The sequence below is a fragment of the Janthinobacterium sp. 64 genome, assembly GCF_002813325.1.
In the GTDB taxonomy this organism is placed as follows: domain Bacteria; phylum Pseudomonadota; class Gammaproteobacteria; order Burkholderiales; family Burkholderiaceae_D; genus Janthinobacterium.
Map to the genome: position 1 here is coordinate 2,164,577 of NZ_PHUG01000001.1, position 13,279 is coordinate 2,177,855.

4 protein-coding genes are annotated in these 13,279 nt (G+C 64.7%); all 4 read right to left on the reverse strand.

Translation table 11 applies throughout. From position 1 onward, the window contains the following. Positions 1 to 2: 2 nt before the first annotated feature. Positions 3 to 2,408, reverse strand: coding sequence for a heavy metal translocating P-type ATPase (locus CLU91_RS09530; protein WP_100873962.1), 2,406 nt, complete (start codon positions 2,406 to 2,408; stop codon positions 3 to 5). A gap of 72 nt (positions 2,409 to 2,480) precedes the next feature. Continuing rightward, the gene (locus CLU91_RS09535; RefSeq protein WP_100873963.1) at positions 2,481 to 3,227 is read right to left on the reverse strand and encodes a FecR family protein; all 747 of its coding nucleotides are present in this window, start codon (positions 3,225 to 3,227) and stop codon (positions 2,481 to 2,483) included. A 4-nt stretch (positions 3,228 to 3,231) separates the two neighbouring features. After that, complete coding sequence (locus CLU91_RS09540) at positions 3,232 to 11,592, reverse strand: beta strand repeat-containing protein (RefSeq protein WP_100873964.1); 8,361 nt, start codon at positions 11,590 to 11,592, stop codon at positions 3,232 to 3,234. A 27-nt stretch (positions 11,593 to 11,619) separates the two neighbouring features. Beyond that, positions 11,620 to 13,206 (reverse strand): ShlB/FhaC/HecB family hemolysin secretion/activation protein, encoded by a 1,587-nt coding sequence (locus CLU91_RS09545; protein WP_100873965.1) that lies wholly within the window; start codon positions 13,204 to 13,206, stop codon positions 11,620 to 11,622. Between the last annotated feature and the right edge of the window lie 73 nt (positions 13,207 to 13,279).

The following is a 13,279-nucleotide window of genomic DNA, read 5'->3' on the forward strand; positions in this document are numbered from 1 at the left end:
TTTTATTGCTCCTTGGTATGCGCGCTACCTGCATGACTGCGGGCTTTCCAGCGGCGCAGCAACAGGGCATTGCTGATCACGCTGACGGAACTGAAAGCCATCGCCGCGCCCGCCACCATGGGGTTGAGCAGGCCGAAGGCGGCCAGCGGAATGCCGATCATATTGTAGATAAATGCCCAGAACAGATTCTGCCGTATCTTGCTGTAGGTGCGGCGCGAGATATCGATGGCGTCCGCCACCAGGGCCGGATCGCCACGCATCAGCGTGATGCCGGCCGCATGCATGGCCACGTCCGTGCCCGTCGACATGGCGATGCCCACGTCGGCGGCCGCCAGTGCAGGCGCATCGTTGATGCCGTCGCCCACCATCGCCACCCTGGCACCGGCGCCTTTCAATGCGCTGATTTTAGCGGTTTTATCGGCCGGCAGCATTTTCGCCGCCACCGTGTCGATGCCCAGCAGCTTGCCGACGGCGTCGGCGCTGCCCTGGTTGTCTCCCGTCAACATCACCGTGCGGATGCCCAGGCTGTGCAGATGGGCAATGGCCGCCTGCGCATTCGGCTTGACCTGGTCACTGAAGGCAAACAAGCCCAGCAGTTCCGATCCCGAAGCCAGCCACGAAATCGTGTTGCCCGTGTTTTCCAGCGACAAGGCCTGTTCCGCCAGCGGCGCCATGTCCACGTTTAACTCCTGCATCAGGCGCGAGCTGCCTAGTTTCAACTCCAGGCCATCGACCTGGGCCGCCAGGCCGCGGCCCGGCAAGGCCGACAGGGCCGTCGCTGGCAAGGGTTCGATGTGGCGCACACTGGCCGCATCGAGCACGGCCGTAGCCAGGCTGTGCTCGCTGCCACGCTGGATGCTGGCCGCCAGTTGCAGCAGCCGTGCCTCGTCGATGCCATGCGCATGCAGGGCCGCCAGGGCAGGCTTGCCCACCGTCAGGGTGCCCGTCTTGTCGAATACGACGGTATTGACGGCGTGCGCCACTTCCAGCGCTTCCGCATCCTTGATCAAAATGCCGTAGCGGGCTGCCACGCCCGTGCCGGCCATGATGGCCGTCGGCGTGGCCAGGCCCAGCGCGCAGGGGCAGGCGATGACCAGCACGGCCACGGCATTGATGATGGCGTTTTCCAGCTCGCCGGTCGCCAACCACCAGCCCAGCATGGTCAGCAGCGCCAGCACCAGCACCACGGGAACAAAGATCGCGCTGACCTTGTCGACCAGATGCTGGATGGGCGCCTTGGCCGCCTGCGCGTCTTCCACCAGGCGGATGATGCGCGACAAGGTCGTCTCGCCACCCACGGCTTGCGTGCGTACCAGCAACAAACCATCGGCATTGATGGCGCCGCCCGTGACCTTGTCGCCCGGATGCTTATCGACCGGCAAGCTTTCACCCGTGATCAGCGACTCGTTGACCTGGCTGGCGCCTTCCACCACCACGCCATCGACAGCCACCCGTTCACCGGGGCGGATGACCACCAGGTCGCCCACTTGCACCTGCTCGACAGGCAAGTCGGTCTCGACGCCGTCGCGCCGCACGCGGGCCGATTCCGGACGCAACACTTGCAGCGCGCGGATGGCCGAGGCCGTCTGGCGCTTGGCGCGGCTTTCCAGCCATTTGCCCAGCAACACCAAGGTGATGACGACGGCTGACGCTTCGAAGTACAGGTGCGGCAAGATCTCGCCCGCCGTCAGCCATTGATAGACGGACAAGCCATATGCGGCGCTCGTGCCCAGCGCCACCAGCAGATCCATATTGCCGCTGCCGGCGCGCGCCGCCTTCCAGCCCGCCTTGTAGAAACGCGCGCCAAAGTAGAACTGCACGGGGGTCGCCAGCGCGAATTGCAGCCAGCCTGGCAGCATCAGGTGAATGCCTGCCCATTCCAGCAGCATGGGCAGCATCAATGGGAAGGCCAGCACGGCTGCAAACGCCACTTTCATGCCATCGCGGTTCGGTGCGGCGGTGGGCGCGCTGGCCTGGCTGGCGGCGGGCACCGTGGCGGCATAGCCGGCCTTGTCGATGGCGGCAATCAGGACGCCCGCATCAGCGTCGCCCGTCAACTTGACGCGCGCGCTTTCCGTGGCCAGGTTGACGCTGGCGGCCAGCACGCCCGGCACTTTCAGCAGGGCTTTTTCCACCCGGCCCACGCACGAGGCGCACGTCATGCCGGCGATGCTCAGGTCGATCTCGCGCTGCGCCACCGCATAGCCGGCCTTGTCCACGGCCGCCTGCAAGGTGGCCAGCGCAACGTTCTGGCTGGACGCCACCCTGGCCGTGTCGGTGGCCAGGTTGATGCTGGCGCTGGTCACGCCCGGCACGGCCGCCAGCGCCTTTTCAACGCGGGTGGCGCACGAGGCGCAGGTCATGCCTTCGACCGTGAACGATTGCAAATAAGGGGAAGCTGGCTGCATGGCGCGGATCCTGTAGACGAGAGATGATGTCTACAGGATCGTCCCTACCATGATGGGAAGGTCAAGCGAAACTTAGCGTACTTCGCAATCGACATTGTTCGACTTGCCCGGCGTGGTACTGCTGGCGGTCGGGACCCTGCTGGGATTGAACACCGGCGGCAGCGTAAACGGAATCCCCGGATTGGTCGGCAGCAGCACCGGTGGCTGCCTGAAACTTGGCGTGTAGCCGAACTGGCCGGCGGCAAAATCGAGCGTGCCGCCTGGATTGCTGACCACGATTTGTCCGGTGGTCACCGACGTGTACAGCCCTGGAGCAAGGGTCGGCCCTGCCGACGGCGCCGTTTTGGGTAGCGACGAGACTGGAGCCGCATAGCCACCGGCGCTGATATATTCGGCAGTAAAATATGTGCCCCGGATGCCGATGGTGGCGACCGGCGTTTTCAGGGAAAACTTTTCCTTGCTGCGCTTGCCCAGCAAGCCCGACAGCGAACGCAAGCCTCCCTTGAGCAGGTTGAACGAGGCCTGGTCACCGTCGGGCTGATCGGCCTGGTAAGCGAACTGCTCGACCACGAAGGTGGTGCCTGGCTTCAGAGTGATCTCGCTGTTGTCGATGAATTTCACCAGAGCATAGGTGTTTTTCTCCGTCACCAGCGTATCGCCAGCCTCCACCTCGGACTTGAGCGACAATATCTTGACCTTGCCGTCGGCCTTTTTCGCCATCATCGGCCCGCTCAACTGCGTCACCGTGCCCGCCACCTGGGCGAACGCATGCAGACTGATGCTCATCAGCACCAGCCACAGCATGGCGCCCGCCAGCATCGGCCTAGTTGCAATAGGTCTTCTTGATACTTTTTTGAAGTTCATCTGGTGCTTCCTTCGTCGTTTCTTTGGATGGGGCGGCCAGCAGCGGCGTGGCCACGTTGTTGGGCGTAGTGAGCTGGTTGAGCGGGTTGTATTGATCGCTAAACGCCGGCAAGGCATTGACGGCGCGGATGGTGGTGGCTGGCGGCACCACGGGCGTCACCACCGGCGCGGCCACCATCACCGAGGCCGGCACGATGACCCGGCCATTCGGCGCCAGCAGCGACACGGGCGCGCCGCGGCTGTTGATGCGCACGGTTTCGGCGGCGGTCAGGTCGCCGTTTTTCGCCAGCACATTGATAGCGCCCGTAGCCAGCACATCGAGCCTGGCAGCGCCGGCAAAGGTGACGCCGGTACCGGCCGTGACCGCGATGGCGCGCGCCGCATTGACGCGCGCGCCATCGCCGAAGGCCACGTCCGTGCTGGCCTCGATGGTGACGTCGTTGCCTTGGACGACGCCCTGCACATTGATGGGGCTGTGTGCGATCAGGCTCACGTTGCCGCTGGTAGTGGTGATGGCGTGGCTCTCGATGCCGCCCGTGCTTTCGATGCGCACGTCGCCGGAACCGGTAGACAGGCTACCCAGTACCAGCACGTCAGGCGCGCTGGTGCTGGTCAAGGCAATGCCACCGGCGCCGCTGTTGCCGGCGCTGAAGTTCTTGACACGGTTACCAGCGTCGTTCAGCACGGTACCGGTTTGCGATTGCGTGGCCAGGCTGCCGGCAACCACGGCGCCGCTCTGGCTGATGGCGCCGGCGCCAGCGTTCAGGCTGATGGCATTGGCGGTCAAGGCCGCGAAACGCAGGTCGCCGGCGGCCTGGGTCACGGCCAGGTTGCCGCCGATATGGATGGCGCCGGCGCTCTGGCTGAAGCTGTTGCTGACCGTAACATTGCCCAGGCCGCCCAGCAAGCCGCCGGTCTGCGCAAAGTTGGCCACCGTCAGCGCATTATTGACCAGCAGGCTGCCACCGGTGAGGTTCAGGCCGCCGCGCAAAATCACGCTATCAAGCACGGTGTCGCCGGCCGCCGCCGTGTACACCACGTTGCCGGTGCTGGCCGCGAAATCGGCCGCCAGCACATTGGCGCCGCTTGGCGCCACGCCGCCTTCCCAGTTGGCGGCATCGCTCCACAAGCCACCGGCCGCACCTATCCAGGTCGACAGGGCGCGCTGGGCAATGCTGGCCTGGGCCACGCCGCCGGTCGAGGTCAAAGCGTAGTTGCCGGCATCCGCGCCCGACAGGCCAAAACCGCTGACATTGACCGTCTTGCCGCGGCCAAAGTTGCGGTCGGCGAACGTGCCGCTGCCGCCCGCCAGGCTGACGGCATCCTGGCCGATCACGCCCGCCACGGTGCCGCTGACATTGGCCACTTGCGTGCCGTCATACACCTTGTCGCTGGCGCTGACGCTGGCCAGGGTCAATGCCGCGCGGGTAATGGTGGCCGTGGTCTCGCCACTCGTGTTGGCCAGGCGGTAGTTGCCAGCATCGTTACCGGACAGGCCGGCATTCTGTACCGTTATCATCTTGCCGCTGCCGGCATTCTTGTCGGCAAACGCCGCGCTGGCCGATGCGCTCAGCAGATCGCCGGCGATGCGGTCGTCGCTGATCGCCACCTGCGCGCCGGTTACGCCGTCATACACCTTGTCGACCCCCGTATAGCCCAGGTTCAGTGCACGCTGCGCGATGCTGGCCATTGCCGTGCCACCGGTCGTGCCCAAGATGTAATTGCCTGCGTCAAGGCCGGACAGGCTGGCATTTTGCACCGTCACGACTTTGTTGCTGCCGGCATTCTTGTCAACGAATGCGCCGCTGGCCGTTGCCGTCAGTACGTCGTTGGCGATACGGTTGTCGGTAATCGTCAATGACGCGGCGGTGTTGCCGTCGTAGGTCTTGCCTGCGGCCGCAAAGCCCAGCGCCAGTTCGCGCTGGGTAATGGCGGCGCTGGCGGCGCCGGTGGTCGAGGTGAGCACATAGTTGGTGGCATCCGCACCGGACAGGCTGGCATTTTGCACCGTCACGACTTTGTTGCTGCCGGCATTCTTGTCGGCAAATGCGCCGCTGGCCGTTGCCATCAGCACGTCGTTGGCGATACGGTTGTCGGTAATCGTCAATGACGCGGCGGTGTTGCCGTCGTAGGTCTTGCCTGCGGCCGCAAAGCCCAGCGCCAGTTCGCGCTGGGTAATGGCGGCGCTGGTGGCGCCGGTGGTCGAGGTGAGCACATAGTTGGCGGCATCGGTACCGGACAGGCTGGCGTTTTGCACGGCAACCACTTTGTTGGCACCCGCATTCTTGTCAACGAATGCGCCGCTGGCCGTTGCCGTCAGCACGTCGTTGGCGATACGATTATCGGTAATCGTCAATGACGCGGCGGTGTTGCCGTCGTAGGTCTTGCCCGCTGCCGCAAAGCCCAGCGCCAGTTCGCGCTGGGTAATCGTGGCGCTGGCGGCGCCGGTGGTCGAGGTGAGCACATAGTTGGCGGCATCAAGGCCGGACAGGCTGGCGTTGCGCACCGTCACGGCTTTGTTGCTGCCGGCATTCTTGTCAGCGAATGCGCCGCTGGCCGTTGCCGTCAGCACGTCGTTGGCGCTACGGTTGTCGCTAATCGTCAACGACGCGGCGGTGTTGCCGTCGTAAGTCTTGCCCGCTGCCGCAAAGCCCAGCGCCAGTTCGCGCTGGGTAATGGCGGCGCTGGTGGCGCCGGTGGTCGAGGTGAGCACATAGTTGGCGGCATCGGTACCGGACAGGCTGGCGTTTTGCACGGCAACCACTTTGTTGGCACCCGCATTCTTGTCAACGAATGCGCCGCTGGCCGTTGCCGTCAGCACGTCGTTGGCGATACGATTATCGGTAATCGTCAATGACGCGGAGGTGTTGCCGTCGTAGGTCTTGCCCGCTGCCGCAAAGCCCAGCGCCAGTTCGCGCTGGGTAATCGTGGCGCTGGCGGCGCCGGTGGTCGAGGTGAGCACATAGTTGGCGGCATCAAGGCCGGACAGGCTGGCGTTGCGCACCGTCACGGCTTTGTTGCTGCCGGCATTCTTGTCAGCGAATGCGCCGATGGCCGTTGCCGTCAGCACGTCGTTGGCGATACGATTATCGGTAATCGTCAATGACGCGGCGGTGTTGCCGTCGTAGGTCTTGCCCGCTGCCGCAAAACCCAGCGCCAGTTCGCGCTGGGCAATGGCGGCGCTGGTGGCGCCGGTGGTCGAGGTGAGCACATAGTTGGTGGCATCCGCACCGGACAGGCTGGCATTTTGCACTGTCACGACTTTGTTGCTGCCGGCATTCTTGTCGGCAAATGCGCCGCTGGCCGTTGCCGTCAGCACGTCGTTGGCGATACGATTATCGTTGATGGCGAGCGTGGCTGCGGTATTGCCGTCGTAGGTCTTGCCTGCGGCCGCAAAGCCCAGCGCCAGTTCGCGCTGGGTAATGGCGGCGCTGGTGGCGCCGGTGGTCGAGGTGAGCACATAGTTGGCCGCATCAAGGCCGGACAGGCTGGCGTTGTGTACCGTCACGACTTTGTTGCTGCCGGCATTCTTGTCAACGAATGCGCCGCTGGCCGTTGCCGTCAGCACGTCGTTGGCGATACGGTTGTCGGTAATCGTCAATGACGCGGCGGTGTTGCCGTCGTAGGTCTTGCCTGCGGCCGCAAAGCCCAGCGCCAGTTCGCGCTGGGTAATCGTGGCGCTGGCGGCGCCGGTGGTCGAGGTGAGCACATAGTTGGCCGCATCGGTACCGGACAGGCTGGCGTTTTGCACCGTCACGATTTTGTTGGCACCAGCATTCTTGTCGGCAAATGCGCCGCTGGCCGTTGCCGTCAGCACGTCGTTGGCGATACGATTATCGGTGATGGCGAGCGTGGCTGCGGTATTGCCGTCATAGGTCTTGCCCGCTGCCGCAAAGCCCAGCGCCAGTTCGCGCTGGGTAATCGTGGCGCTGGCGGCGCCGGTGGTCGAGGTGAGCACATAGTTGGCCGCATCGGTACCGGACAGGCTGGCGTTTTGCACCGTCACGACTTTGTTGCTGCCGGCATTCTTGTCAACGAATGCGCCGCTGGCCGTTGCCGTCAGCACGTCGTTGGCGATACGGTTGTCGGTGACCGTCACGACCGCTGCCGTGCCACCATCGTAGACTTTATTGGCGCTGGCAAAGGCCAGGTTCAAGGTACGTTGCGTGATCTCGGCCGTGCCGCTGGCGGTTTCTGCCAGGCTGTAGTTGCCCAGGTCGTTGCCATTCAAGGCCAGGCCGCTGAGAGTGACCGCCTTGGCGTTGCCCGCGTTCTTGTCGACGAACTGCGCGCTGCCGGTCACGCCCACGGTATCGCCGCTGACCATGTTGCCCAGGCTGAGGGTCGCGTTGGCAAAGCCGAGCTGGCCGTCATACACCTTGCTGCCGCTTAAAATAACGCTGAGGGCGCGCGGCGTGATGGCCACGGTGGTGGTACCGGCATAGCTGATATCGTATTGGGTCGACCACAGGCCGCCCAGCGCATAGTTGCCGACATTGCGCGCGTCGCCGTAACTGGCGGTGCCGCTGACGGCCAGGTCGCCATTGATCAAGCCGGAATAACTGAGCGGACCGACGCCGGCCACCTGGCCATCATAGACCCGGCTGGCGGCGCCGCCGGCGGTCACCGTCACCGACGTCAGGAAGGCCTTCAACAGCGGCGTGGTATGGCCTTCGTAGATGCGCCAGATGGCATTGTCGCCAAAATTGAAGCCGCCGAAGCTGCTTTGCTTCTGCATGTCTGCCGTGCTGCGCCCGGCGGAGCCGCCCTGGTCGAAAGAGGTGCCAGCGCTTTGCGCATCGAAATAGGCCGGCCCCACGATCGCGCCCGAATCTGCGCGTCCGACCACTGCGCCCACCGTGCCCGGCGCAAAACCGCTGCCCGATACGGCGCCTGAGAAATACAGGCGGCGGGCGCTGCTGCCCGCCACGCTCCAGCCAATCACACCACCCAGATTCTGCTGGCTCGCCGCGCTATCGGCGGACAAGCCGATGGCACCGGTCGCATAGACGTCTTCGATAGCGCCGCCATTGCGTCCGACCAGGCCGCCGACACTGGCGCCGCCGCCCACGGCACCGGTGGCATACGCTTGCGAGATGGTGCCATCGTTATTGCCCACCAGGCCGCCGACCCGTTCGCCGGAAGCCGTGACGGTGCCACTGGCGCGCGCCACGGTAATCGTGCCGCCGCTGTTGTTGTCGCCCACCAGGCCACCGACATTATTGTTGCCGCTGACGGCCATGCTGCTGCTCACGTTGCTGATCGTGGCGCCGCCATTGTTGCCCACCACGGCGCCCACGTTATTACCACCAGTCACGCTGCCGCCCAGCATGGACAGGTTGCGGATGGCGCCGCCCTGCGTTCTGGCAAACAGGCCGGTGCCAACAGAAGACGGGTTGGCGCCGCCGTTGATGGTCAGGCCGCTGATGCTGTGATTGCCGCCGTCGAAAATGCCCGCATAGGCCAACCCGTCGCCACTGAACAGCGACGCGAAACCGGTGCGCCCGTTGCCCAGGTTCCAGTTGGCCGTGCCGCTGGCGTCGATGTTGGCCACCAGGGCGTAGTTCTTGTCGTAGCCTTGGGTGCCGATGCCTTGCAGGCCGTACACATCGGCGATCCGGTACGGCGTCGCTGCCTCGCCATTGCCCCCCTTTACGCGCAGGAAAGTGCCTTTGTTGATCGTAAAGCTGTGGGCCGTGAATGCGGGCAAACTGGCATTGTTCTGTACCCAGTTGCCGCCGTCGAGCACGAACGCGCCACCGACGTTGACGATGCCATAGGCGTTGACGAGCCAGTCCGGTCCGGAGGTACCGGCCCCGATCGTCAGGTCCTTCCCGACAGCTAGCGCACCGTTCAGGTTGATATTGCCGGCGGTGCGCAGTTCCAGCAGGTTCAGCTTGCTCGATGCGCGCAGGTCCAGCGCACCCTGCAGGTTCAGCGTACCCGCATAGTCGCTGCCGCCGATGGCGATGGTCGGCGCGCTGATGGTTTTCAGTTCGCTGTCGCTCAGGCCCAGGCTGTCGGCGCTGTCCTCCCCTGCGCTGCCAATCTCGATGCTGCCGTCGTTGCTGCGGCGCTTCAGGCTGACCGTCCCGGTCCCGGTCCCGGAACCGGCGCCGGCGGCGATCGATTGCGCCGCGCCACCCAGGCTCATGTTATCGGCCACCAGATTGACCGCGGCCTCGGCCGACAGGCCGCCGCCGCTGGCGACAATCACGTCGGCGGCCGTCACCTTGAGCGCGCTGCCCGCCTGGCGCATGGCCAGCTTGTTCAAAGCGGTCAGGGTGCCGCCGGTTTCCAGGTTCAGGGCCGCGATGCCGCCCGTCGACTCGAGGTTGACCGGACCGCTGATGGTGATATTGCCGGAACTGGCGTCGCCGATATTGATGGTGCCGGCGGCAGCGCGGTTGAGCTCGTCGTTCGTCAAGGCCAGCGCCGTATCCGATTGGCTGCCAAGCTCGATCTGGCGGCCATCACTCAGCGGCTTGAAGGTGAGCGCGGCCTGGCTGCCGGGTCCGCCGAAATTGAGGTTGCCGGAAAAATGGATATTGTCCGCCTCCAGCAGCACCGTCTGTCCGGACACGCCGCTGCCAGCCAATTGATCGCCGGAGGCTTGCAGGTCGATGGCACCGCCCGCCAGGTTGCTTTTCAAAATCAGCTTGCCGTTGCCGACATTGACCGTGCCGGCACCGGTGCTGAAAATGCTGGCGCCCGACAGCGCCACGGTTCCGCTGCTGGTGCTGATCGCCGCGTTGAGGTAGACATTGGCGCCGGTGCCGTTGGCCTGGTTGCTGATCGCGTCGTTGGCCCTCAGCGTCACATCGCCGCGCTGGGTGCTGATCGGCGCATACACATAAATGTTTTCGCCGGCGATGGCGACCAGTCCGGCGTCGTCGAGCATGTTGATGCCGGCGTTGAAACTGATGCTGTGCGTTGCCTGCAAGGTGACAGTGCTGCTGGCGCTGGAGATCGTGTCGGCGCCGATGGTGGTGCCGGACGCCTCGTCGGAAAATTCGTCGAAATCTTCCAATTGGCCTTGGTAGCCGCTGACCACCTCGATATCGTAAGGGTCGAGCAGCCAGTTGCCGCGCTTGCCACGGCGCGCACTGGTGTCGACGCGGATGCCGTCGACGGCCAGGTAATGGCCCGACGTTTCCACCAGGCCGCCATTGCCCGAGGCCGCGCCGCCGCGCGCCGAAATGCTGCCGAACACGCGCGCCGTTTCATTGCCCCAGACGATGACTTTGCCGCCGTCGCCGCTTTGAATGGCGTCGGCGGCGATGGTGGCGTCCTTGCCGACGGCCACCTGGCGCGCATTGACGATCGCCGGGTTTTTGCCCTGGTAGTCGCCGCCCAGCAGCACCGTGCCGCCGCCCGTGGCGCCGCTGGCGTCGGCTCTGGCGTTGCCTTGCATGCCGACCTGGTCGCCCAGCACGGTAATCTCGCCGCCCTTGCCCACGGCGCTGGTGGCGCTGGTGATGCTGCCGTTTTCCAGCAACGCCTTGCCGCTGGCTTTCAACACGATCTTGCCATTCTCGCCGAGCATCGCGCTATTGGCGTTGAGCACGCCACGCTGGTTCAGCAGCGCGCCGGCCATGCCGATGCGCCCGCCCTGCGCCACGATCTGGCCCACATTGATGGCCTGGTCCGCGGGGGCCGACAGCACCACGCGCAAGTCGGGGTTGGCAGCGTCGGCCAGTTGCACGCTGTGGCCGGCGGCCAGCAGCACGTCGCCGTTCGGCGCGGTGATGATGCCGCTGTTTTCCACGTTCGGCGCGATCAGCAGAATCTGCCCGCCGCTGCCGGCATGGATGGTTCCTTGGTTGATGACGGCGCCGGCCTGCTCGCCGGCCTTGAAATGCATTTTACCGGCCAGGAAATCCTGGTTCGACAGCGCCAGGCTGGACGCCACCAGGCCCGCCACGTCGACCCTCGCATCGCGGCCGAACAGCACGCCGTTCGGATTGATCAGGAAGACCTTGCCGTTCGATTGCAGCGAGCCGAGGATCTTGCTGGGGTCTTGTCCCGTGATGCGGTTAAGCACGCTGCTGCCGGCATTTTGCTGGAGAAAGCGCGTGATTTCGCCCGGATTGACGGAAAAGCTCTGCCAGTTGATGATGGTATTGGGCGTGTTGGTGATCGTAAACAGATTGCCCTGCTGGTTGAACGTGGCCTGGCCATGCACCACTTGCGGCAAGACCGGATTGGCGTGGGCGGCGTTGAAACAGGCGGCAATCACGAGCGCCAGCGCGGTGCGGCGCAGCGGCGGCTCGACAGGGCCGCCAGCAGGCACGCTGCGCAGTGGTTTTTGTTTGGTCATGGTGTTTTATCCTTGGAACTCAGTACATCAGTACGACAGCGCAACTCTGAAATGCAGGCGGTTGGCGTCGCGGCGCCCCGTCTGGCCGGGGTTGACCACATGTGCATAGTCCAGTTGCAGGTTGGCGTAGCGGTTCAGCAGGATGCGCAGGCCCAGGCCTGCCGAGCCGATCGCCATGCTGTCGATTTCGCCGGGCAAGCCATGATTGCGGCGCACCCAGCCCGTGTCATAAAACGCCAGCGCGCGGCACTGGTAGCCGCCATCGCCGCACCAGTTCGGCGTGTACAGTTCCAGATTCAGGTTGGCGCCGGAATCGTTCGCCACTTCGCGTTCCAGGAAGCCGCGCACCGTGGCCGCGCCACCGACGCCGAACTGCTCGCCCGGCACCAGCGCATCGGGCGTGTACTGGCCGTTGAACAACGCGCGCCATTGCCAGTCGTTGTCCAGCACCTGGGCATGACTGGCGCTCAGGCGCAAGGTGCTGTAGCCGGCCTTGGCGCCGAAACGTGCCAGCGTAAAATCGTGCTGACTGCCATTCTTGCCGCCGGGAATATTGCGCGCCAGGGTCAGGCCCACGCTGGTCTCGCCACGTGGCAAGCTCCAGGCGCCGATATAGGCGATGCTGACGGGGTGCACCGTCACGTTGGTGCCCAGCTCCATGCCGAAGAACTGCAGGCTGTTGCGATAGGCCTTGAAGTCCAGGCCATACACCAGCTTGGGCTCATAGTTGTCGCGCTTGCCGAAGTTCTGGTTGTAGCGCGCGCCGGCAGTGGTGCCGCGGCCGCTGACGGCCAGATCAAAAATACCGGCCGCGACGCTGCCCGAATCGACGTTCGAATAACTGGCAAAAAAGTCCAGCGAGTCGCCCAGCGCATACAGCGGCACGTGGTAGCCGAGGCCGTACACAGCGACCTGGCTGGCGTGTTCGAGCGAGGTGGTGTATTGCAGGCTAGCCACATGATCGCGGCCCCACAGGTTGGCATGCTGCAGCACCACGCTGGCGTGGGTCTTGCCGGAGTCCTTGCTGCCGGTATTGTCGAGGTTGAGCGTGGCTTTCCAGGCGCGTTCGTCCGCCACCGCGATGCTGGCGTCGACCGTGCCGTCGGCCTCGCCGGTAGCCAGCTTGACCTCCATCTTGCGGGCCGGATTTTCATTGGCCAGCTTCAGGCTTTGCCCCAGGGCCGGCATGTTCGGCGTCTGCCCTTCGACCAGGGTGGGCAGCGCGCGGCGCACGTTGGCATCGTCGAATTCCTGGTTGCCGGTGATGGCCACCTTGCCAATTTGCGTCTGCACCACTTCCAGGCGCACGGCGCCATGCGCCAGTTCCTGTTCCGGCAAGGCCACCTGCACCAGGGTGTAGCCGCGCGCGCGGTAGGCGTTTTCCAGCGCCTCGACGGCTTGCTGGATGGCGCCAAAGTCGCGCTGCTGGCCGGCGAACGGCGCCACCAGCGATTGCACCAGTTGCGGCCCCAGCAAGGTGTCGCCGCTGACCTCGTAGCTGGCGATATCAAACAGCGGGACGGCACTGTCGGCGGCGGGGGTTTGGGCGTTTGCGCATGCCGCGCAGAACAACAGCGCGGAACCTGCAAGCAGGCGCACCAGACGATAATTCATGTGTGAAAGTTCTTGTGGTTGCATGGCCAGCCAGACGCGGCTGGACCATCAATTAATTAAAAGCAAAGTTTAG

Bases quoted from the DNA above. Each gene is read 5' to 3' on its own strand.
- CLU91_RS09535 (WP_100873963.1), bottom strand. From the start codon at position 3,227: ATGCTGGCGGGCGCCATGCTGTGGCTGGTGCTGATGAGCATCAGTCTG.
- CLU91_RS09545 (WP_100873965.1), bottom strand. From the start codon at position 13,206: ATGAATTATCGTCTGGTGCGCCTGCTTGCAGGTTCCGCGCTGTTGTTC.
- CLU91_RS09540 (WP_100873964.1), bottom strand. From the start codon at position 11,592: ATGACCAAACAAAAACCACTGCGCAGCGTGCCTGCTGGCGGCCCTGTC.
- CLU91_RS09530 (WP_100873962.1), bottom strand. From the start codon at position 2,408: ATGCAGCCAGCTTCCCCTTATTTGCAATCGTTCACGGTCGAAGGCATG.